This is a genomic window from Simplicispira sp. (assembly GCF_028687295.1).
GTDB classification, from domain to species: Bacteria; Pseudomonadota; Gammaproteobacteria; order Burkholderiales; family Burkholderiaceae_C; genus Simplicispira; species Simplicispira metamorpha.
Map to the genome: position 1 here is coordinate 1 of NZ_JAQUAL010000046.1, position 21075 is coordinate 21075.

The following is a 21075-nucleotide window of genomic DNA, read 5'->3' on the forward strand; positions in this document are numbered from 1 at the left end:
ACAAGAAATGGCCACCAAGGGCGTAACGGTCAACACCGTCAGCCCTGGCTACATCGGCACTGATATGGTCAACGCCATCCGCCCCGATGTGCTGGAGAAGATCATCGCCACCGTGCCCGTCAAGCGCTTGGGCAAACCCAGCGAGATTGCCTCCATCATCGCCTGGCTGGCGTCGGATGAAGGTGGTTACGCCACGGGCGCCGAGTTCTCGGTCAACGGCGGCCTGCACATGAGCTGATTTTCTGGTTTCGACCAGACTGCAAAAAACCCCGCAATGCGGGGTTTTTTTGTGGGCGGTGGGCGCTGGGATGGTTCAGCGCACTGACCGCAGGGAACACACCTCACATGCGGCTGGGAGCACGCTTGCGATCGCGTTCGTCTTCAGGCCAGGCGGAGAGGATGGTGGTGGTGGTCATGGTCATTTGCTTTGCAAAAGTGTCTGTGATGGAACTTCAACGCGGCCCCAATGCAGTGCGTTGACAGCCATTTCAAAAAAAATGCAACAAGGTATGCGCGGGCCCGCAGGCGCCGTTGGCGCACCATCACAACGCGGCGGTTTGCGCTTCTATTTCTTCGGACAGCTCCAGCCAGCGCTCTTCCAGGGTGGCGATTTCATCGGTGCAGGCTTTCAGGCGACGGCCACTGTCGGCAATCTCGGCGGGGGGCAGGGGCTGGGTCAGGCGCTCGTGCAGGGTGCTGCACTCGGCATTCAAGGCGGTCATGCGCTGGTCGATTTGCTCCAGCTCGCGTTTGAGCGGGCGCAGCTTTTGTGCCAGCAGCTGGCGTGCCTGGGCGTCTTGCTTGCGTTGGTCGCGGCCATCGCCTGATTTTTTAGGGTCATTTTGGCCTGTAGCGATTTCTGGATGTGCGCTATCAGCTATCAAAACAGGAGTAACTTCCGGCGCGGCGGCGGTGGTGGCTGCTGCGGCCTGTGGTGCTGCGCCAGCGGCTTTGAGCGCGGCGCTGTCGGCAGCGGCCTCCAGCTTGGCCAGTTCTCGCTGGCGTTTGGCTTCGTCGAGCAGGTAGCGCTGGTAGTCGTCCAGATCACCATCGAAGGGGCCGACAGCGCCCCGGCCCACCATCCAGAACTCATCGCACACGGCGCGCAGCAAGGCGCGGTCGTGGCTGACCAGCATCACCGTGCCTTCAAACTCGTTCAGCGCCATGGACAGCGCCTCGCGCGTGGCCAAATCGAGGTGGTTGGTGGGCTCGTCCAGCAGCAGCAGGTTGGGGCGCTGCCAGACGATCATGGCCAGCACCAGACGGGCTTTTTCGCCGCCGCTCATGCTGCCCACGCTTTGCTTGACCATGTCGCCCGTGAAGTTGAACGTACCCAGGTAGCTGCGCAAATCCTGTTCGCGGCTGGATTCGCGGCTTTGCGGGCCCAGCTCTTTGGCCAGGCGAATCATGTGCTCCAGCGGGTTTTCGTGCGGGCGCAGCACGTCCAGCTCTTGCTGGGCAAAGTAGCCAATCGACAAGCCCTTGCCTTCGGTCACGGTGCCTGCCAGCGGCGCCATGGTGCGGGCAATGGTTTTGACCAGCGTGGATTTGCCCTGGCCGTTGGCGCCCAGAATGCCGATGCGCTGGCCCGCCAGCACACTGCGGCTGACGTTGTGCAGGATGGCCGTTTCGCTGCCGTCTTCGGCACGGTAGCCAAACGCGGCGTCGCTGATGGCCAGCATGGGGTTGGGCAGGTTGGTGGGCTCCTTGAACTCGAAGGTGAAGTCGGCATCGGCCAGCACGGGCGCGATTTTCTCCATGCGGTCCAGCGCCTTGACCCGGCTTTGCGCCTGCTTGGCCTTGCTGGCCTTGGCCTTGAAGCGGTCAATGAACTTCTTCAAGTGGGCGATTTTTTCTTGCTGCTTGGAGAAACTGGCCTGTTGCAACTCCAGCTGCTGGGCGCGCAAATCTTCAAACTTGCTGTAGTTGCCGCCGTAGCGCGTGAGCTGGGCGTTGTCGATGTGCATGGTCACGTTGGTCACGGCGTCGAGAAACTCGCGGTCGTGGCTGATGACGATCATGGTGCCTTCGTAGCGCTTGAGCCAAGCCTCCAGCCAGACCAGGGCGTCCAAGTCCAAGTGGTTGGTGGGCTCATCGAGCAGCAGCAAGTCTGACGGGCACATCAGCGCGCGCGCCAGTTGCAGGCGCATGCGCCAGCCGCCCGAGAAGCTGTTGACGGGCTTGTCCAGCTCGGACACCTTGAAGCCCAGGCCCAGAATCAGCGCCTGCGCGCGCGGCACGGCGTCGTGGTCGCCTGCGTCGGCCAGATCGGTGTAGGCGTGGGCAATGGCCATGCCGTCGTCTTCGGCCTCGGCGCGCACCAGTGCGGCGCGCAGCTCGGTCAGGCGGGTGTCGCCCGCGACGACGAAATCGGTGGCCGATTCGTCGGTTTCAGGCATGTTCTGCGCCACCTGCGCCATGCGCCACTGGGTGGGAATGTAGAAGTCGCCGCCGTCTTCGTGCAGCGAGCCGTTGAGCAGCGCAAACAGGCTGGACTTGCCAGCACCGTTGCGTCCGACCAGACCGACGTTTTCACCGGGGTTGATGGTGGCGTTGACGCCATTGAGCAGCACCTTGGCACTGCGGCGCAAGGTGACGTTTTTCAGGGTAATCATGGGGTGCGGTGCGCGCAGGGGCGCACGGTTGGTTCAGGGCGCACAGGGCGCCCCGAACGGGTGGGTTTCAGACAAAGCGTTGCAGGGCGCCGCGCGTGACCAGCACAACCTGGTCGCCGCCTGCGCTGGTGTCGAGCCAGAACACGGGCAGCTGCGGGAAGGCGGCTTCGAAAAAATCGCGCTCGTTGCCGATTTCGAGCACCAGCACGGCGTTTTCGCTCATGCAGGCGGGGGCGTCTTGCAGCAGGCGGCGGATGAAGTCCATGCCATCTGCTCCGCCCGCCAGCGCCAGCGCAGGCTCGGCCCGGTACTCGGCGGGCAGCTGGGCCATGCTCTGGCTGTTGACGTAGGGCGGGTTGCAGATGATCAAGTCCCAGGGGCCGGGAACGAAGGCCAGGCCGTCCGACACTTGCAGCGTGATGCGCTCTTGCAGGCCGTGTTGATCGACGTTGATGCGGGCCACGGCCAGGGCGTCTTCGGAAATATCAGCACCCGTGACCTGCACCTCAGGCCAGGCCATGGCGGTGAGCACGGCCAGACTGCCGTTGCCGGTACACAAATCCAGCACGCACTGGGTGTGCTCGCCCAGAAAGTCGTCAAAACCGCCATCAACGATCAGCTCGGCAATCAGGCTGCGCGGCACGATGGCGCGCTCGTCCACATAAAACGGCACGCCTTGCAGCCAGGCTTGGCGCGTGAGGTAGGCGGCAGGCTTGCGCGTGGCGATGCGCTCATCAAAAAGTGTAGCTACTTGCGCAAGCTGGGCGGGCGTTACCGGCCTGTTTTGTTGTGAATCGGTGTCGTCAGCGTCCAGCGGGGTATTGAGCGCCAGACCCAGGCGCCACAGCACCAGCCAGGCGGCTTCGTCGTGGGCGTTGGTGGTGCCGTGGCCAAAAGAGACGCCCGCCGCTTGCAGCAGGCGCGTGCCGGATTCGACCAGTGCGCCCAGGGTGTCGCCCGCCAGCGCGGGCAGATTGGCGGGTGCGGCCTGCGGGGCGGCAGAGGAGGGCAGTGCGCCACTCATGCGCTGGCTGCCACGGCTTGCGCCTGCAGGTTTTCGAGGGTGCGGCGGTAGATGTTTTTCAAGGGTTCGATGTCGGCAATGGCGATGTGCTCGTCAATTTTGTGGATGCTGGCGTTGGGCGGGCCCAGCTCCACCACCTGCGGGCAGATGGTGGCGATGAAGCGGCCATCGCTGGTGCCGCCGGTGGTGGACAGCTCGGTGGTCAGACCCGTTTCGGCGGCAATGGCTTGCTGCACGGCCTCCACCAAGTCGCCCGGGGTGGTCAGAAAGGGCTGGCCACCCAGCGTCCATTGCAGTTCGTATTCGAGGTCGTGGCGATCGAGCACGGTGTGGACGCGCTTTTTCAGGCCCTCGGCGGTGGATTCAGTGCAGAAGCGGAAGTTGAAGTCGATGACCACCGCGCCGGGGATGATGTTGCTGGCCCCGGTGCCACCGTGGATGTTGCTCATCTGCCAGCTGGTGGGCTGGAAAAATGCGTTGCCCTCGTCCCAGCGGGTGGCGGCCAGTTCGGCCAGTGCGGGCACGGCTTCGTGGATGGGGTTGCGCGCCAGGTGCGGGTAGGCAATGTGGCCCTGGATGCCGCGCACGGTGAGCTTGCCGCTCAGGGTGCCCCGGCGGCCATTCTTGATCATGTCGCCCGTGCGCTTGACCGCGGTAGGCTCACCCACGATGCAGTAGTCCATGGTCTCGCCGCGCGCCTTGAGCTGCTCGACCACCACCTTGGTGCCATCGACCGAGGGGCCTTCCTCATCGCTGGTGAGCAAGAAGGCGATGTTCAGCAGCGGCGCGGGCGTGGCGGCCAAAAACTCTTCCACGGCCACCACGAAGGCGGCGATGGAGGTTTTCATGTCGCTGGCGCCCCGGCCATAGAGCTTGCCGTCGCGGTGCGTGGGGATGAAGGGATCGCTTTTCCACTGCGCCAGCGGGCCGGTGGGAACGACGTCGGTATGGCCGGCAAAAACTATGGTTTTGATAGCTGCTTGCGCTTGCTGCGCGGGCGCTACAGGCCGTTTTGACCACAAATTTTGCACACGGAACTCGGCAGGGCCGCTGTCCATGGGTTCGCAAACAAAGCCCAGGGGTTGCAGGCGTTCGGTGAGCAGTTGCAGGCAGCCGGCATCCTCGGGCGTGACAGAGGGGCGCGAGATGAGCTGCTCGGCCAGGTTCAGGGTCAGGGACATGGATAAAAGAGGGGAAAGGTCAGGCGCCAGGCTTGACGTCCAAAATGATTTCAGTGAAAGAGGGCACGTCGTCTTCGAGCTTGGCATCCTGCGCGGCCTTGTTCACCTGCGCGGCCTTGGCTGCCAGGGAGAAGTCGTTTTGCAGGCGCCACATGAGGTTGGTGGGCGAGTCGGCGTAGGCCAGGCCCTCTTTGCGGTCGATGCGGCCTTCGAGGATGAGGCGGGCCAAATCCTCTTCAAAGGTTTGCGAGCCTTCGGCCATGGATTTTTCCATGGCCTCTTTGACGCCCGAAAAATCGGCTTTTTCAATCAGCTCAGACACCAGTTTGGTGTTGAGCATGACCTCGACGGCGGGCACGCGGGCCCCGGCGGCAGTGCGTACCAGGCGCTGCGTGACCACGGCCTTGAGGGCCGAAGACAAATCGCTCAGCATGGTGGCGCGCACCTCGACGGGGTAGAAACTCAAAATCCGGTTCAGTGCGTGGTAGCTGTTGTTGCCGTGCAGCGTAGCCAGACACAAGTGGCCCGACTGGGCGTAGGCAATGGCCGCCGACATGGATTCGCGGTCGCGGATTTCGCCAATCAGAATCACGTCTGGCGCCTGGCGCAGGGCGTTTTTCAGGGCGATTTGCATCGATTGCGTGTCGCTGCCCACCTCGCGCTGGTTGACGATGGATTTTTTGTTGCGAAACTGGAATTCGACCGGGTCTTCAATCGTCAGGATGTGGCCGGTTTGCAGGGTGTTGCGCTTGTCGATCATGGCCGCCAGCGTGGTGCTTTTGCCCGAGCCGGTGGCACCCACCACCAGCACCAGGCCACGCTTTTCCATGATCAGGTCGCCCAGCGCAGGCGGCAGGTTCAGGTCTTGCAGGTTGGGCACTTCCTGAGCGATGAAGCGGATCACCACGGCGTAGCTGCCGCGCTGGCGCATGGCACTGACCCGAAAACGCCCCACACCCGTCAGTGGCACGCCCATGTTCAGCTCACCGGTTTCTTCCAGCTCCTCGATGCGATTGGGGGCCACGATCTCCGAGAGCAGATTGCGCGGCGCATCCGGCGGCAGGATCTGGTTGTTGATCGGCAGGCATTCGCCATTGATCTTGATCAGCGCCGGTGCGTTGGCCGAGAGGTAAACGTCCGAGGCCCTTTTTTCGGCCATCAGGCGCAGGATGCGCTCCATCGTGCTCATTGGATGTAGTCCCTATCGTGGTGTAGCGGGTGGGCGGCGAACCTGCGCCCGCAAGGGCGCTGCGGGCAGTGGCCTGGCGTTTTTAGTCGCGCAGCAGGTCGTTCAGGCTGGTTTTGGCGCGGGTCTGGGCATCGACGCGCTTGACGATGATGGCGGCGTACAGGCTGTAGCGGCCATTGTCTTTGGGCAGGCTGCCAGAAATCACCACCGAACCCGAGGGCACGCGGCCATAGCTGATCTCGCCGGTGGCGCGGTCGTAAATGGGGGTGCTCTGGCCGATGTACACGCCCATGCTGATGACCGAGTTTTCTTCGACGATCACGCCTTCGACGATTTCCGAGCGCGCACCGATGAAGCAGTTGTCTTCAATGATGGTGGGGCCTGCTTGCAGGGGTTCGAGCACACCGCCCAGGCCAACGCCGCCGGACAAATGCACGTTCTTGCCCACTTGCGCGCACGAACCCACGGTGGCCCAGGTATCAACCATGGTGCCCTCATCGACATAGGCGCCAATGTTGACGTAAGAGGGCATCAGGATGGCGCCCTTGGCGATGAAGCTGCCACGGCGGGCCACAGCGGGCGGCACCACGCGCACGCCGGTGGCGGCCATTTCTTCTGCCGAGAGGTGGGCAAACTTGGTTGGCACCTTGTCGTAAAAGCCCAGATCGCCCGAGCGGATGAGTTCGTTGTCTTTCAGGCGGAAAGACAGCAGCACGGCTTTTTTGATCCACTGGTGAACCGTCCACTGGCCCACGCCTTCGCGGGTGGCCACACGCAGGCTGCCGTTGTTGAGCTGGGAGATGACGTAATCGACAGCTTCACGCACTTCGGCAGGGGCCGAGGCGGGGGAGAGGCTGGCGCGGTTGTCCCACGCGGATTCGATGGTGCTTTGCAGTTGTTGGGTCATGGGAGGCTTCAGGGGGAGGGAGACTGGATGAATTGCACGATGCGCTGGGCCGCTTCCAGGCACTCAGCGGTTTCGGCCACCAAGGCCATGCGCACGCGCTGGGCGCCGGGGTTGGCGCCGTGGGCTTCGCGGGCCAGGTAACTGCCGGGCAGCACGGTCACATTGTATTGAGCCAGCAGTTGGCGGGCGAAGTCGGTATCGCTCATGCCCAGGTGCTCGGGCACTTGGGCCCAGAGGTAAAAACCCGCGTCAGGCAAGGACACGGGCATCACGCGCTCCAACAACGGCGTGACCTGGGCAAATTTTTGGCGGTATTGGGCACGGTTGTCGATGACGTGCTGCTCGTCGTTCCAGGCAGCAATGCTGGCGGCTTGCACCGCCGGGCCCATGGCACTGCCGTGGTAGGTGCGGTAGAGCAAATAGGCTTTGAGCAGCGCCGCATCACCGGCGACAAAACCGCTGCGCAGGCCGGGCACATTGCTGCGCTTTGACAGGCTGGTAAACGACACCAGGTTTTTGAAGTCGCTGCGGCCCAAGCGAGCAGCAGCTTCCAAGCCACCCAGCGGCGGCTCGTCGCGGAAGTAGATCTCGCTGTAGCACTCGTCCGAGGCAATGACAAAGCCGTGGCGGTCTGACAAGGCGAACAGTTTTTCCCACTCGGGCAGCGGCATCACTGCGCCCGTGGGGTTGCCTGGCGAGCAAACAAACAGCAACTGGGTACGCTGCCAGACGGCCTCTGGCACGCTGTCCCAATCGACGGCAAAGTTGCGCGCCGGGTCGCTGGGGGCGTAGTAGGGCGTGGCCCCTGAGAGCAGGGCGGCGCCTTCGTAGATTTGGTAGAACGGGTTGGGGCAAACCACCACGGCGCCTTCACGGGTCGGGTCGATGGTGGTTTGCGCAAAGGCAAACAGCGCCTCGCGCGAGCCATTGACGGGCAACACCTGCGTGGCCGGGTCGAGCGCCAGACCGTAGCGGCGCGCTATCCAGCCGGTGAAGGCTTCGCGCAGGCGGGGTTCGCCCGCCGTGGCGGGGTAGCTGGCCAACCCGCCCAGACCGGCCACCAGAGCGTCTTTGATGAAGGCAGGCGTGGCGTGGCGCGGCTCACCCATGCCCAGGCTGATGGGCGAGAGGTGTGCGGGCGGGGTCACGGAGGCAAAAAGTTGCCGCAGACGCTCAAAAGGATAGGGCTGTAGGCGCGAGAGCAGGGGATTCATGGGGCGCCATTATCCGTGATGGCTGCTGCGTTGCGCGGCACGGGAAGCCGCCCTTCAACCATGGGGGTAAACCTTGATTTACAACAAATTGTCAGTAAGGAGCAAGTAATTTTTACCACTATGCGCCTTTGCCAAGGCGCGTTAGCAGCACTTGGCATGCACGCTGCAAGTGCTGCATCTGCGGGGCCAGGATGACAGCACAGCGAATTGCCTTATAAAAAATGCCCTGGAGACTTGCTGCTTATGTCTGGATTCCATCCCCTGCGCCCCGGTCTGTGGTTGATGCGCCGTTTGCGCCTGTCGGGCAAATTGCTGCTGCTGGGCCTGGTGTTTTTGGCCACGCTGTTGGCGGTGAGTGCCTCCACGGCTTGGGGCATGTCGGCGGGTGTGGGGTGGGGTGGGGTGTCAACATCCGTGGCACTGGTGCTGTATTTGATGGCCGCGCTATATGCCAGCTGGTCAGCAGACCTTCAGGCGCTGGCCCATGCCATGGAGCAAACCACCCGGGGCGATTTGTGTACACACCTGCCCACCCAAGGGCGCGATGAACTGTCGGATTTGGCGCGGCTCTTGGACCGCATGGTGCTCACGCTCTCGGCCATGGTGGCGGACATCCGCAGCAACGCGGCGTTGGTGTCGCACGCGGGCCAAAGCCTGGCCGCCGATAACCGCGCCCTGTCCGAGCGCACAGAGCAGCAGGCAGCCAACCTGGAAGAAACCGCCGCCAGCGTGGAGCAGATTTTTGCCACCGTGCAAAGCAATGCCCAGGTCGCCAGTGCCACTGACCAGCGTGCCAGCCAAGTGAGCCAGACGGCAGACCAAGGTACCCAGGAGATGGCGCGGGCAGTGCAATCGGTGGAAGCCATCCAGCAAGGTGCGCGGCGCATGAATGAAATCATTGGCGTGATCGATGGCATCGCTTTTCAGACCAATATTTTGGCGCTCAACGCAGCGGTGGAAGCTGCGCGTGCCGGTGAACAAGGACGTGGCTTTGCCGTGGTGGCGTCTGAAGTGCGCATGCTGGCGGGGCGCTCTGGCGAAGCGGCGCGCGAGATTCGCAAACTCATCAACACCTCGGTGCAGCAAGTGGAGGCCAGTGCCGCCATCATCCGCAGCGTGGGCGCAGGCATTGCCGAGATGGCTGGGGGCATTCGGGGCGTGGCTGCCAGCATGTCGGGCATTGCGGCCTCGGGCATGGAGCAAAGCAACGGTCTGCAAGAAATTACCACCGCCGTGCGCCAACTTGACCAGATCACCCAGGACAACGCCCAGATGGTGGGGCACGCAGTGCAGCAGGCTTTGGCGCTGGAGGGGCGTGCCAGCACGCTGTCGCGCGCGGTGGCTACGTTTCGCCTACAACAAGGCACCGCCGAGGAGGCGGTGGCACTGGTTGAACGGGCAGCGGCCCTGCGCGCTCGCTGTCCTCGCGATCAATACCTGCGCACCCTGACAGACCCGGCCCAGCCTTTTCATGACCGCGATATGTATGTATTTGTGCTCGACAGCACGGGCGCTTACCGGGCCTTTGCCGGCAATCCCGCGCGGGTGGGAACGCGGGTGCAGGATGTGCCGGGTATTGCGGGCGACCAGTTGGTACACGACATCATGGCGCAGGCCCAGCGTGGCCCCGGCTGGGTAGAGTACGACTTCACCAACCCGGTGACAGGGGCGGTGCAAACCAAAATGTCTTTTGTGCAGCGTGTGGACGACGCCTACCTGGGCTGTGGGGTGTACAAAACCCTGGTGCAGCGCGGCTGATATATCAGCGCATGCGCTGGGCGCGGGCTTTTTCCAGGGCAGCGGCGATCGTGGCTTTCCGGTCTGGTAGTGCCGTGGGGGGAGTGCTCGCTTGGCTCGCCGAGACAGCACTGCCGTCGGCGTTTGAGCCATCGGAATCCAACGCCAGCCGCTGTTGACGCTGCCCATAGCGCTCCCGGGCGTGCTGGGCTTGCGCTGCCGACCAGGCAGACCAGCCAGTGGCCGCGCCGCTGGCATTGACCAGCGCGATGCAATCAACAGGACACACCGGAATACACAACTCGCAACCCGTGCAGTGCGCTGACACCACGGTGTGCATGTATTTATTGGCGCCCACGATGGCGTCTGTTGGACAGGCCTTGATGCACAAGGTGCAGCCAATGCACCAGTTTTCATCCACCAGTGCCACGGCGCGAGAACCTTCGGCACCGTGTTCTGGATTGAGCGGGGTCAATGCCTGACCGGTCAGGGCCGCCAGGCGGGCCACCCCAGCGGCGCCACCGGGAGGGCACTGGTTGATCGCAGCCTCGCCCTGGGCAATGGCCTCGGCGTAGCGCCTGCAATCAGGGTAGCCGCAGCGTGTGCACTGCGTTTGCGGCAAGGCCGCATCAATGCGCACGGCCAGCGCCTGCCAGCCAGAGCGCTGGTGTGTGGCGCCGGACACGGTGCTCAACCCTTGCGCGACGATCGCCTGGATGTTGTTGGCGATGCTTTGGGCGCTGCAGTCACGGTGGTGGTGGCGTGTTCCGCATCGCTGTGTTGCATCGAAGCGGCCGCGCCCGTGGCACTGCGGGTCGCTTCAGCGGCAGGTGCGTTGTCTGGTACGGCCTCTGGCACACCGACTGGCACCTCAGTAGGCGCAACAGCCACGGCGGCAGCAATGATCGCCTGCGGAGCAGCCTGTGCGGACATGGTTTTCTGGCTGCGCAGGATGAAGGAGTGCACTGCCGGGTACACCACATCGCGCCAGCGCCGACCGCTGAAAATACCGTAATGGCCTGCGCCCTTGGCTTCCAGGTGAAGCTTATCGCTCTCGGCAATGGCGCTGCACAGCCCGTGCGCTGCCTGGGTTTGGCCTGCGCCGGAGATATCGTCCAGTTCGCCTTCGACTGTGAACAGCGCGGTGTTCTTGATGTCTTGCGGGCGCACACGCTCCAGATTGCCTTCGGTGGAGCGCACATCCCAGGTGCCGTTGACCAGGCAATATTCCTGGAACACGGTACGGATGGTTTCCAGATAGTAGTGCGCGTCCATGTCCAGGACGGCGTTGTACTCGTCATAGAACTTGCGGTGCGCTTCCGTGCTGGCGTCGTCGCCCTTGATCAGGTTCTTGAAGTAGTCGTAATGGCTGACCATGTGGCGGTCAGGGTTCATGGCGACAAAGCCGGTGTACTGCAAGAAGCCGGGGTACACACGGCGACCTGCGCCGGGGAAGCTGTTGGGCACCGGGTAAATGACGTTGTTCTCGAACCACTCGTAGCTGCGCTTGGCGGCCAGGTCGTTCACCGCCGTGGGGGAGCTGCGCGCGTCAATCGGGCCGCCCATCATGGTCATGGACAGGGGTGTCTTCTCGCCCCGGCTGGCCATGAGCGACACGGCTGCCAGCACCGGCACCGTAGGCTGGCACACGCTCACCACATGGCAGTTGCCATACTGGGCTTGCAGGTTGCGGATGAACTCCTGCACGTAGTTCACGTAGTCGTCGAGGTGGAACTCGCCTTGGGACAGGGGCACCAGACGGGCGTTTTTCCAGTCGGTGATATAGACCTTGTGGTCTTGCAGCATGGTGCGCACCGTATCGCGCAGCAGCGTGGCGTAGTGGCCCGACAGGGGGGCCACGATCAGCACCACGGGCTGGTTCTTGAGTTTGGTCAGGGTGGCCGGGTCATCGGAGAAGCGCTTGAAGCGGCGCAGCTCGCAAAACGGCTTGTCCAGGTAGATGCGCTCGTGGATAGCGACTTCCACGCCGTCCACGTTGACGGTCTTGATATCAAACGTTGGCTTTTCGTAGTCTTTACCCAGGCGGTAAAACAGGTCGTAAGCCGCTGAAATGCGCTGCGCCATCGGCGCTTGGCCCAAGGGCGAGGCTGAATTGCTGAAGAGCTTTGCGGAGGCTTGGGCAAAGTCCGAAAAGGGCTCCATCAGGGAGCGTTGGGTTTCATAGAGCTGATAAAGCATAGGGATATCCGTTATGTTGCAGTGCAATATAACAGCACTCTGTTACGTGGCACGGGGAAATTTTGCGCTTCTGCACCTGCATCTATCCGTCAGTTTGGTGTCAACCACACTCGGCATAAGGATTTTTTCAATTTATCAAAAATGATAGATGCATGCGCTTTCTGCATGCGCCTTTCAGGCATTTTTGATCAAAAAATAGAAAGGGTCGCTGATCCGCGCTGGCAGGCTTGCAGGTTACGTCGGGTTGTCGCTCAACCAGGTTTCAAACGATTCACGTGCGCCTTTGCCCAGTGCCGCGCTGAATACGCTGTTGTTGCCAAGATACAAACTGTGACGCATCACGGTATAGGGGTTGAGCTTGCGGCCATTTTTTTGCTCTTCCAGGTACTGCTTGTAGCGCTTGACGGTGCCAATGTTCTCGCGCACCAAGGTGTTGAAGCCCGCGCGCGTGATGTCAGGCGACCAGTGGTGCACGTCATCAACAAAACTGTCCACATGGTGGGGTTCGAAGGTGTAGTCCTTGAAAAAATGCGTGGCAATTTTCAAAAAGGTGAACGCATTGAGGCGGCTGCCCGGCGCGGGCGTGCTCTCGGGGGGCTGCTCGGGTTCGCCAGACGGGGCGGTGGCGGTTTCGTCGGGCGCTTGCAGCAGTTCGGCCTCGGTGGCGTCGCGGATTTGGCGAAACTCCCGGTCAGCCAGTTCAAACAAGGCGGCCAGCACGTTGATGCGCCGCTTGAGCGGGCCCGGAATGGCTTTTTTGTATTTGATCTTGTGGTCCAGCACGGCCCAGGCGTCTTGCACGATGGTGCGCACCTGCAATTCAAACGGGTAGCGCTGCGCGCCGGGGGGCGCTGGCGGTGCGCCGGGCAGCAGCCGGGGGCGCAAGTCCAGGTGCAGGCCCTTGTAGCCAAACGAGGCCTCGGTGCTCTCGACCGCTGCGGCCTTGTCGGTCACTTCCATCACGTCAAACTGCGCGCGCACCGCCTGCGCCACTTTGTCGAGTTCGTCCTCGTACAGGCACACCACGCGCACGCCGATCAGGTCGGTGATGTAAGGGGCGATGGTGTAGGCGGTGTTGCTCTCTTCCAGCGCCGTGCGGTATTTGCGCGAAAACTTGCGCACGCACTCGGTTTTGTCTTTGACGCGGCCTTCGATTTTGGACACCTCGATGCCGCCTGCACGTTCCAGGGCGCTGGTCAGTTGCGCTACGTAGTCGGCCAGGGCGGCCTCCAGCAGTTGCCGGTGCTGGCCGTAGAAGGCGTGGAAGACGGATTCTTCCAGGTCAAAGTCCAAAGAGGGCATAGCGGTAAGGGGCAAAAGGGCTGCAACCTTTAGTCTGCGTAAGTCTGCGTGGCCAGCGCCAGCACCTGGTGCGCGGGCAGGTCTTTGAGGCGGTGGTCGCTCCAGACCTGGCGCCACAGCCGCGCGCCGCGCAGGCCGTGGCGCAGGCCCAGCATGTGGCGGGCAATGTGCGGCCAGGGGGTGCCGTACTGCGCGGCTTCGCGCGCCATGTAGTCCACCATGGTGGCTTCGATGGCCTCGCGGGTGAGGGTGTTTTGCGGCGCGCCGTAGTACAGCGCATCCCAGCGGGTGAGCCACCAGGGGTTGTGGTAGGCCTCGCGCCCGACCATCACGCCATCGACCAGCGCCAGCTGCGCCTGCACCGCCTCATCGGTGTTCAAGCCGCCGTTGATGGCAATGGTGAGCTGCGGAAAATCTTGCTTGAGCTGCGCCACCACGCCGTAGCGCAGCGGCGGAATATCGCGGTTTTCTTTGGGCGACAGGCCCTTGAGCCAGGCGTTGCGTGCGTGCACGATGAACACGTTGCAGCCCGCCTCGGCCACGGTGCCGATGAAGTCGCGCACAAAGCTGTAGCTCTCGTCCTTGTCAATGCCGATGCGGTGCTTGACCGTGACCGGCACGCTGACCACATCGACCATGGCCTTGACGCAATCGGCCACCAGCGCGGGCTCTTGCATCAGGCAGGCGCCAAAGGCGCCGCGCTGCACACGCTCGCTGGGGCAGCCGCAGTTGAGGTTGATCTCGTTGTAGCCCCACTGCGCGCCCAGGCGGGCGGCTTGGGTCAGCAGGTCGCGGTCACTGCCGCCCAGTTGCAGCGCCACGGGGTGCTCTTCGGCGTTGAAGCGCAAATGGCGCTCGGTGCCGCCGTGGACGATGGCGCCCGCATTGACCATTTCGGTGTACAGCAGCACGTGGCGCGAGAGCAGGCGATGAAAAAACCGGCAGTGCCGATCTGTCCAGTCCAGCATGGGCGCCACGCTCATGCGCCAGGGGTTGTGGCTGTCGGAAAGGGGGGTAAAAACGGCTTCGGGGGCATCAGACATGGGTGGCATTATCCCACTGCTCGTCCGTGCCTGGGGGGCTTGTTTTAAAGACAAAATTGGCTTCAATCCCTTACGTGACGGGCGCTAGCAGCTATCAAAAATGAATCTTTTTTCAGCGCCACACACCGCCTTGCAGGCAGGTAGGGCGCACAGACTGCGCTAGCCACCCAAGCCAGCCGCAAGACCTGTCTAGAATGACCTTTTCACAAAAAGGGGTTTCCCATGGCAAAGCGCTTTCCGGTGGTCTTGGCCACTGCATTGTTGACCGTGCTCTGGTGGCAGCCGGTGGCGGCCCAACCGGCCAAGGCCCGTGCCACCGCCTCTGTAGACCTGAATGCGCGGTTGCAGCAGGCCCAGGCCGACCCCCAGTTGGCGCAAACGTTGCTTGCCACGGGGCGCAAGGTGGCAGCCGTGTGCGCGCATTGCCATGGCGAAGGCGGCAACAGCGTCAAAACCGACATTCCCAACCTGGCCGGGCAAAACCCAGCCTATTTGCTGGAGCAGTTACGCCAGTTTGCCGAGGGGCGGCGGCGCAATGAGTTCATGGAAGGGATGATCAAGGCCATGGACAGCGATGAAAAAGTGGGCATGGTGCTGTTTTACGCGGGCCAGTCGGTGGTGCACCGCCCGGCCACGGCGGTTGCGCTGGCAGCCAAAGGGCAGGCGGTGTATGCCAAATCCTGCCAACAGTGCCACGGCACCGATGGCCAGGGCAATGCCCAGATTGCGCGCATTGCCGGACAACAGCCGGGCTACCTGAACCTGACCTTACAGCGCTACCGCGATGGCTCCAGCGTGCGCGCCAACTCGGTGATGACGCCCAGCACGCGGCAGATGACGCCCGCCGACATACAGGCTGTGGTGGCCTTTGTCGCCGCCATGCCCTGAACACGGCCCCACCGCGCGCACGGGCCACCTCGTACCAGCCCTTTACCAGGCAGATACCAGGCAACGCCGTTCGCTGTTACACGGCCTGCCTATAGTGCAAAAATTCATTGCCAGAGGTGCCTGATGCGCAACATTCAACGATTTTTTGTCGGCTTTCTGGCCGTTCTGACGGTGCTGTGGCTGCTGGCAGAACTGCCCGCCTGGACGCCACCCCCGCACTTTTTTGCCTGGCGCACGCTGCTGATGCAATACAGCGGCGTGCTGGCCATGGGCGTGATGAGCGTGGCCATGGTGCTGGCCGTGCGCCCGGTGGTATTTGAGCCGTATCTGGGCGGCCTGGACAAGATGTACCGCCTGCACAAATGGCTGGGCATCACGGCACTGGTGGTGTCAGTGGCACATTGGCTGCTGGCCGTGGCGCCCAAGTGGATGGTGGGCTGGGGCTGGTTGCAGCGGCCTGCACGCGGCCCCCGGGCCGTGTTGCTGGATGCACCCGTGCAGCAGTTCTTCATGGGCCAGCGCGGCCTGGCCGAGGGCATTGGCGAGTGGGCCTTTTACGCCGCTGCGCTGCTGATGGTGCTGGCACTGGTCAAGCGCTTTCCGTACCGGCATTTTTTCAAAACACACCACCTGCTGGCCGTGGCCTATCTGGCGCTGGTGTGGCATTCGGTGGTGCTGCTCAAGTTTGATTACTGGAGCGGTCTGCTCGGCCCGGTGATGGCGCTGTGGATGGCTGCGGGTACGGTGTCTGCGCTGATGGTGCTGTTTCGGCGCGTGGCGGTAGGGCGCCAGGTGGTGGGCGAGGTGGCCCGTATCCGGCACCATGCTGCCTTGGACGTGGTCGAAGTAGAAATCCAGTGCAAAGGCCGCTGGGCCGGGCATGACCCGGGCCAGTTCGCCTTTGTCACCCTGCACGAGGACGAGGGGCCGCACCCCTACACCATCTCATCGGCCTGGACGGGCGACGGGCACATCACCTTCATCATCAAGGCGCTGGGCGACTACACCCGCACCCTGAGCAAGCGCCTGCGCGTGGGCGATGTGGTCAAGATGGAAGGGCCTTACGGGCGCTTCAACTTTCAGGGCACGGCGCAACGGCAGATTTGGGTGGGCGCGGGCATTGGCATCACGCCGTTCATTGCGCGCATGAAGGCGCTGGCAGCAGCGCCCGATGGCAGGGCCATTGACCTGTTTCACCCCACTGCGGTCTATGACGAGCACGCCATCTCCCTGGTGCAGCGCGACGCCGATGCCGCCCAAGTGCAATTGCATGTGTTCTGGAGCCAGCGCGACGGCCTGCTCACTGCCGAGCGCCTGACCGAGCAGGTGAGCGCGTGGCGCGAGGCCGATATCTGGTTTTGCGGCCCTGCACCGTTTGGCCAGTCTTTGCGAAAAGACCTGGTGGCCATGGGACTGCCGCCCGAGCGCTTTCACCAGGAGCTGTTCCAGATGCGCTGACCAGCGCAGCGGAAACGCACCCGGTCAACAACCCATGCCATCAGGTTGCGGCTTCCAGCCCCTGCGCAAAGTGCGCCTGCATGGCGGCCACCGTGGCGGTGGCATCGCGCGCCAGCAGGGCATCCAGAATGGTACGGTGCTCTTGCAGAGAGTCCTCAATGCGCCCCTGCTTGAGCAGCGAGTTGTGGCGGTTGAGCTTCATCACCTTGCGCAAATCGGCCACCATCTGGCTGCGCCAGCGGTTGTCTGCCATCTCCAGTACCTGCATGTGAAAGCGCTCATTGACGGCAAAAAAACGCTCTCGCTCGGGGGCCGCCGCTTCCAGCTCGGTATGCAGTGCTTGCAGCGTCTGCAATTGGGCCGGAGTGGCCGTGGTGGCCAGCACGCCAGCAGCGTCGCTTTCCAGCAAACTGAGCAGGTGGTACACGTCACGCAGGTCTTTTTCGCTCATTTCTGTCACATAGGCGCCACGGCGCACCTTCATCGTGACCAGACCTTCGGCAGCCAGCACTTTGAGCGCCTCGCGCAGCGGCGTGCGGCTGATGCCGAACTCTTCGGCAATCTTCAGTTCGTCAATCCAGCTGCCGGGCTCCAGCTCGCGTTGGAAAATACGCTGGCGCAACTGCTCAGCCACTTGTTCATAGAGCGCTCGGGGGGTCAGGATGACAGCAGACATAGGCGCGCAATATACCGAAGAAAACTATAAATTAATAATTATGGATGCGTTACACTCGCCGCCAATCGTGCGGGCCTGCGAAGCATTGCGAGCGAGCCAGCAACTCTCTTAGCGACCGGAGAACATGCCCATGAGCAGCCCTGACGAACCCCAATTCAAGTCCGCCTCCCTCGAAGACTGGCAACGCGCCGCCGCCAAATCCGCCCCCGGCGGCAATGTCGATGCCCTGAACTGGACGACGCCCGATGGCATCGTGGTCAAGCCGCTGTACACGGCAGAAGACACCGCCGATCTGCGCCATACCAACACGCTGCCCGGTTTTGAGCCCTACCTGCGCGGCCCCCAGGCTACCATGTACGCGGTGCGCCCCTGGACGATTCGCCAGTACGCTGGTTTTTCCACCGCTGAAGAATCCAACGCGTTTTACCGCAAGGCCCTGGCCGCAGGCGGGCAGGGCGTGTCGGTGGCGTTTGACCTGGCCACGCACCGGGGCTACGACAGCGACCACCCGCGCGTCACCGGCGACGTGGGCAAGGCCGGCGTGGCCATTGACTCGGTCGAGGACATGAAAATCCTGTTCGACCAGATTCCGCTGGACAAGGTCAGCGTCTCCATGACCATGAACGGCGCCGTGCTGCCCGTGCTGGCCGGTTACGTGGTGGCAGCAGAAGAGCAGGGCGTGAGCCAGGACAAGCTCTCCGGAACCATTCAGAACGACATTCTGAAAGAGTTCATGGTGCGCAACACCTACATCTATCCGCCCAAGCCGTCGATGAAAATCATCGGCGACATCATCGAGTACACGGCCCAAAACATGCCGAAGTTCAACTCGATCTCGATTTCGGGCTACCACATGCAGGAAGCCGGTGCCAATCAGGCGCTGGAGCTGGCCTTCACGCTGGCCGACGGCAAGGAATACGTCAAGACCGCCATCGACAAGGGCATGGACGTGGACGCCTTTGCCGGGCGCCTGTCGTTCTTCTGGGCCATTGGCATGAACTTCTACCTGGAAGTGGCCAAAATGCGCGCCGCACGCCTGCTGTGGTGCCGCATCATGAAGGGCTTTGACGCCAAGAGCCCCAAGAGCCTGATGCTGCGCACGCACTGCCAGACCAGCGGCTGGAGCCTGACCGAGCAAGACCCCTACAACAACATCGTGCGCACCACCATCGAGGCCATGGCAGCGGTGTTTGGCGGCACGCAAAGCCTGCACACCAACGCGCTGGATGAAGCCATTGCGCTGCCCACCGAGTTCAGCTCGCGCATTGCCCGCAACACGCAGCTCATCATCCAGGAAGAGACGCACATCACCAACGTGGTGGATCCCTGGGCCGGCAGCTACATGATGGAAAAGCTGACCCAGGACATGATGGACGCCGCCTGGAAGATCATCGAAGAAGTCGAGGCCATGGGTGGCATGACCGCTGCCGTGGACAGCGGCTGGGCCAAGCTGAAGATTGAAGCGGCCGCTGCCGAGAAGCAAGCGCGCATCGACTCGGGCAAGGAAGTCATCGTCGGCGTGAACAAGTACAAGCTGGCCAAGGAAGACCCGGTCGATATTCTGCAAATTGACAACGTCAAGGTGCGCGACGGCCAGATCGAGCGCCTGAAAAATATCAAGGCCAAACGCGATGCAGCCCGTGTTAGCCAAGCGCTGGATGCTCTCACTTCTGCAGCAGAAAGCGGCCAGGGCAACCTGCTGGAGCTGGCCATCAACGCCATTCGCCTGCGCGCCACGGTGGGCGAGGTGTCGGATGCGCTCGAAAAAATCTACGGGCGCCACCGCGCCGACACGCAAAAGGTGACCGGTGTGTACGCAGCCGCCTACGACTCCGCCGAAGGCTGGGACAAGCTGAAAGAAGAGATCAACGCCTTTGCCGAGCAAGAAGGCCGCCGCCCGCGCGTGATGATCGCCAAACTGGGCCAGGACGGCCACGACCGCGGCGCCAAAGTGGTGGCCACAGCCTTTGCCGATTTGGGCTTTGACGTGGACATGGGCCCGCTGTTCCAGACCCCCGAAGAATGCGCCCGCCAGGCCATCGAAAACGACGTGCATGCCGTGGGTGTGAGCACGCTGGCTGCTGGCCACAAAACGCTGGTGCCCGCCATCATCCAGTCGCTCAAAGACCAGGGCGCGGACGACATCATCGTGTTTGTCGGTGGCGTGATCCCGGCGCAAGACTATGAGCACCTGTACGAAGCGGGCGTCAAGGGCATCTACGGCCCCGGCACGCCGATTCCGGCCAGCGCCAAGGATGTGCTGGAACAAATCCGCAAGGCACTGGCGGCGTGAGCGCGGCGGTGCCGACCCCTGCGGTGACAGCGCTGCAACAGGCGCTGCTGCATGGCAATCCGGTGCAGCAGCGCCGCGCCATGGCCAAGGCCATCACGCTGCTCGAATCGACCCGCGCCGACCACCGCGCGCAGGGTGATGAGCTGCTCACGCAGCTGTTGCCGCACACTGGCAAAGCACTGCGGCTGGGCATCAGCGGTGTGCCGGGCGTGGGCAAATCCACCTTCATCGAAACGCTGGGGCTGTACCTGATTGGCCAGGGCCTGCGCGTGGCGGTGCTGGCCATTGACCCCTCCAGCAGCGTCTCGGGCGGCTCCATCCTGGGCGACAAGACACGCATGGAGCATCTGTCGGTGCGCGAGGAGGCCTACATCCGCCCCAGCCCCAGCAGCGGCACCCTGGGCGGCGTGGCCGAAAAAACCCGCGAGGCCATGCTGGTCTGTGAGGCCGCTGGCTACGACGTGGTCATCGTCGAAACCGTGGGCGTGGGCCAGAGTGAGACCACCGTGTGGGGCATGACCGACATGTTCGTGCTCTTGCAGTTGCCCAATGCAGGCGATGAGCTGCAAGCCATCAAAAAGGGCGTGATGGAGATTGCCGACCTGGTGGTCATCAACAAGGCCGACATCGACCCAAATGCCGCCACGCGCGCACAGGCACAAATCACCTCCAGCCTGCGCCTGCTGGGCCTGCACGGCAGCGCTGGCCACGAGCGCCACGACGCCAGCTTCTGGCAACCCAAGGTGTTGCAGATCAGTGCCCTGGCGGGCACGGGCGTGGCGGAGTTCTGGGCCGCCGTGACCGAGTTCAATACCCTGCAAACAGCCAATGGCCGCCGCGCTGCCCGGCGCCAGCAGCAAAACCTGGCCTGGATGTGGCAACGCATCGAAGCCGGTCTGAAACACGCTTTCCACCAGAACGCGCTGGTGCAAGCGCGCCTGCCTGCCTTGCTGGCCGATGTGTCGGCGGGGCGCATTGCGGCCTCTACCGCAGCACGAAATCTGCTCTCAGCCCATGCGGGGCAAGCGCTTACAGCTACACAATCCATAGCAAACACATAGCACATTCAACAAGGACGAACCATGCAAAGCATCCTGGAGCAACTGGAGAAAAAGCGCGCGCAGGCCCGGTTGGGCGGTGGGCAAAAGCGCATCGACGCGCAGCACAGCAAAGGCAAGCTCACCGCGCGCGAGCGCATCGAGCTGTTGCTGGACGACGGCACCTTTGAAGAATGGGACATGTTCGTCGAGCACCGCTGCGCCGACTTCGGCATGCAAGACAACAAGATTCCGGGCGACGGCGTGGTCACGGGCTACGGCATGATCAACGGCCGCCTGGTGTTCGTGTTC

18 protein-coding genes are annotated in these 21075 nt (G+C 62.9%); 7 read left to right on the plus strand and 11 right to left on the minus strand.

Annotated features, from left to right (window positions below; translation table 11 throughout):
* A partial coding sequence (locus tag PHX69_RS07185; RefSeq protein ID WP_288043059.1) for an SDR family oxidoreductase occupies positions 1 to 238 on the plus strand: 238 nt, incomplete at its 5' end.
* 304 nt (positions 239 to 542) lie between these two features.
* Here PHX69_RS07185 and PHX69_RS07190 read toward each other — a convergent pair.
* The 6 genes from PHX69_RS07190 to dapC form a co-directional block, all read right to left on the minus strand.
* Entirely contained in the window at positions 543 to 2615 is a 2073-nt protein-coding gene (locus PHX69_RS07190; RefSeq protein WP_288043060.1) for an ABC-F family ATP-binding cassette domain-containing protein, read from the minus strand.
* Positions 2616 to 2682: 67 nt separating this feature from the next.
* Entirely contained in the window at positions 2683 to 3639 is a 957-nt protein-coding gene (gene prmB, locus PHX69_RS07195) for a 50S ribosomal protein L3 N(5)-glutamine methyltransferase (protein WP_288043061.1), read from the minus strand.
* A complete protein-coding gene (gene dapE / locus PHX69_RS07200) occupies positions 3636 to 4820 on the minus strand; it encodes a succinyl-diaminopimelate desuccinylase (RefSeq protein ID WP_288043063.1) in 1185 nt (394 codons plus the stop codon). The genes prmB and dapE overlap by 4 nt, the downstream gene beginning before the upstream one ends.
* 19 nt (positions 4821 to 4839) lie before the next feature.
* The gene (locus tag PHX69_RS07205; RefSeq protein WP_288043064.1) at positions 4840 to 6009 is read right to left on the minus strand and encodes a PilT/PilU family type 4a pilus ATPase; all 1170 of its coding nucleotides are present in this window, start codon (positions 6007 to 6009) and stop codon (positions 4840 to 4842) included.
* A gap of 82 nt (positions 6010 to 6091) precedes the next feature.
* Positions 6092 to 6916, minus strand: a complete 825-nt coding sequence (gene dapD / locus PHX69_RS07210; RefSeq protein ID WP_119012599.1) for a 2,3,4,5-tetrahydropyridine-2,6-dicarboxylate N-succinyltransferase — start codon at positions 6914 to 6916, stop codon at positions 6092 to 6094.
* Positions 6917 to 6924: 8 nt separating this feature from the next.
* On the minus strand, positions 6925 to 8130 hold the full coding sequence (gene dapC, locus PHX69_RS07215) for a succinyldiaminopimelate transaminase (protein WP_288043065.1): 1206 nt from the start codon (positions 8128 to 8130) through the stop codon (positions 6925 to 6927).
* Positions 8131 to 8373: 243 nt separating this feature from the next.
* Between dapC and PHX69_RS07220 the strand changes: the two genes are divergently transcribed.
* Entirely contained in the window at positions 8374 to 9888 is a 1515-nt protein-coding gene (locus tag PHX69_RS07220; RefSeq protein WP_288043066.1) for a methyl-accepting chemotaxis protein, read from the plus strand.
* A gap of 4 nt (positions 9889 to 9892) precedes the next feature.
* Here the strand turns inward: PHX69_RS07220 and rsxB are convergent, their stop codons facing one another.
* From rsxB to dusA, 4 genes are all read right to left on the minus strand, one after another.
* Positions 9893 to 10552 (minus strand): electron transport complex subunit RsxB, encoded by a 660-nt coding sequence (gene rsxB, locus PHX69_RS07225; RefSeq protein ID WP_119012637.1) that lies wholly within the window; start codon positions 10550 to 10552, stop codon positions 9893 to 9895.
* Positions 10553 to 10557: 5 nt separating this feature from the next.
* Complete coding sequence (locus tag PHX69_RS07230) at positions 10558 to 12066, minus strand: polyhydroxyalkanoate depolymerase (protein ID WP_288043067.1); 1509 nt, start codon at positions 12064 to 12066, stop codon at positions 10558 to 10560.
* A gap of 234 nt (positions 12067 to 12300) precedes the next feature.
* Positions 12301 to 13368, minus strand: coding sequence for a GTP pyrophosphokinase (locus PHX69_RS07235; protein WP_288043068.1), 1068 nt, complete (start codon positions 13366 to 13368; stop codon positions 12301 to 12303).
* Between the two features lie 29 nt (positions 13369 to 13397).
* Positions 13398 to 14411, minus strand: coding sequence for a tRNA dihydrouridine(20/20a) synthase DusA (dusA, locus tag PHX69_RS07240; RefSeq protein WP_119012604.1), 1014 nt, complete (start codon positions 14409 to 14411; stop codon positions 13398 to 13400).
* Between the two features lie 222 nt (positions 14412 to 14633).
* On the opposite strand from dusA, the gene PHX69_RS07245 reads away from it, so the two are divergent.
* Together PHX69_RS07245 and PHX69_RS07250 are read left to right on the plus strand one after the other, a co-directional pair.
* Entirely contained in the window at positions 14634 to 15299 is a 666-nt protein-coding gene (locus PHX69_RS07245) for a c-type cytochrome (protein ID WP_288043069.1), read from the plus strand.
* A gap of 123 nt (positions 15300 to 15422) precedes the next feature.
* A complete protein-coding gene (locus PHX69_RS07250; RefSeq protein WP_288043070.1) occupies positions 15423 to 16757 on the plus strand; it encodes a ferredoxin reductase family protein in 1335 nt (444 codons plus the stop codon).
* 40 nt (positions 16758 to 16797) lie between these two features.
* Here PHX69_RS07250 and PHX69_RS07255 read toward each other — a convergent pair whose 3' ends face one another.
* Positions 16798 to 17433 (minus strand): GntR family transcriptional regulator, encoded by a 636-nt coding sequence (locus tag PHX69_RS07255; RefSeq protein WP_119012607.1) that lies wholly within the window; start codon positions 17431 to 17433, stop codon positions 16798 to 16800.
* A 130-nt stretch (positions 17434 to 17563) separates the two neighbouring features.
* On the opposite strand from PHX69_RS07255, the gene scpA reads away from it, so the two are divergent.
* The 3 genes from scpA to PHX69_RS07270 form a co-directional block, all read left to right on the plus strand.
* Positions 17564 to 19726: a methylmalonyl-CoA mutase gene (scpA, locus tag PHX69_RS07260; RefSeq protein WP_119012638.1), complete on the plus strand. Its 2163-nt coding sequence runs from the start codon at positions 17564 to 17566 to the stop codon at positions 19724 to 19726.
* Positions 19727 to 19806: 80 nt separating this feature from the next.
* Positions 19807 to 20787: a methylmalonyl Co-A mutase-associated GTPase MeaB gene (gene meaB, locus PHX69_RS07265; RefSeq protein WP_241524895.1), complete on the plus strand. Its 981-nt coding sequence runs from the start codon at positions 19807 to 19809 to the stop codon at positions 20785 to 20787.
* Between the two features lie 21 nt (positions 20788 to 20808).
* Positions 20809 to 21075, plus strand: a 267-nt coding sequence (locus tag PHX69_RS07270; protein WP_288043072.1) for a carboxyl transferase domain-containing protein, incomplete at its 3' end; no start/stop codon positions are given.

Bases quoted from the DNA above. Each gene is read 5' to 3' on its own strand.
- PHX69_RS07190 (WP_288043060.1), bottom strand. From the start codon at position 2,615: ATGATTACCCTGAAAAACGTCACCTTGCGCCGCAGTGCCAAGGTGCTG.
- prmB (WP_288043061.1), bottom strand. From the start codon at position 3,639: ATGAGTGGCGCACTGCCCTCCTCTGCCGCCCCGCAGGCCGCACCCGCC.
- dapE (WP_288043063.1), bottom strand. From the start codon at position 4,820: ATGTCCCTGACCCTGAACCTGGCCGAGCAGCTCATCTCGCGCCCCTCT.
- PHX69_RS07205 (WP_288043064.1), bottom strand. From the start codon at position 6,009: ATGAGCACGATGGAGCGCATCCTGCGCCTGATGGCCGAAAAAAGGGCC.
- dapD (WP_119012599.1), bottom strand. From the start codon at position 6,916: ATGACCCAACAACTGCAAAGCACCATCGAATCCGCGTGGGACAACCGC.
- dapC (WP_288043065.1), bottom strand. From the start codon at position 8,130: ATGAATCCCCTGCTCTCGCGCCTACAGCCCTATCCTTTTGAGCGTCTG.
- PHX69_RS07220 (WP_288043066.1), top strand. From the start codon at position 8,374: ATGTCTGGATTCCATCCCCTGCGCCCCGGTCTGTGGTTGATGCGCCGT.
- PHX69_RS07230 (WP_288043067.1), bottom strand. From the start codon at position 12,066: ATGCTTTATCAGCTCTATGAAACCCAACGCTCCCTGATGGAGCCCTTT.
- PHX69_RS07235 (WP_288043068.1), bottom strand. From the start codon at position 13,368: ATGCCCTCTTTGGACTTTGACCTGGAAGAATCCGTCTTCCACGCCTTC.
- dusA (WP_119012604.1), bottom strand. From the start codon at position 14,411: ATGTCTGATGCCCCCGAAGCCGTTTTTACCCCCCTTTCCGACAGCCAC.
- PHX69_RS07245 (WP_288043069.1), top strand. From the start codon at position 14,634: ATGGCAAAGCGCTTTCCGGTGGTCTTGGCCACTGCATTGTTGACCGTG.
- PHX69_RS07250 (WP_288043070.1), top strand. From the start codon at position 15,423: ATGCGCAACATTCAACGATTTTTTGTCGGCTTTCTGGCCGTTCTGACG.
- PHX69_RS07255 (WP_119012607.1), bottom strand. From the start codon at position 17,433: ATGTCTGCTGTCATCCTGACCCCCCGAGCGCTCTATGAACAAGTGGCT.
- scpA (WP_119012638.1), top strand. From the start codon at position 17,564: ATGAGCAGCCCTGACGAACCCCAATTCAAGTCCGCCTCCCTCGAAGAC.
- meaB (WP_241524895.1), top strand. From the start codon at position 19,807: ATGGCCAAGGCCATCACGCTGCTCGAATCGACCCGCGCCGACCACCGC.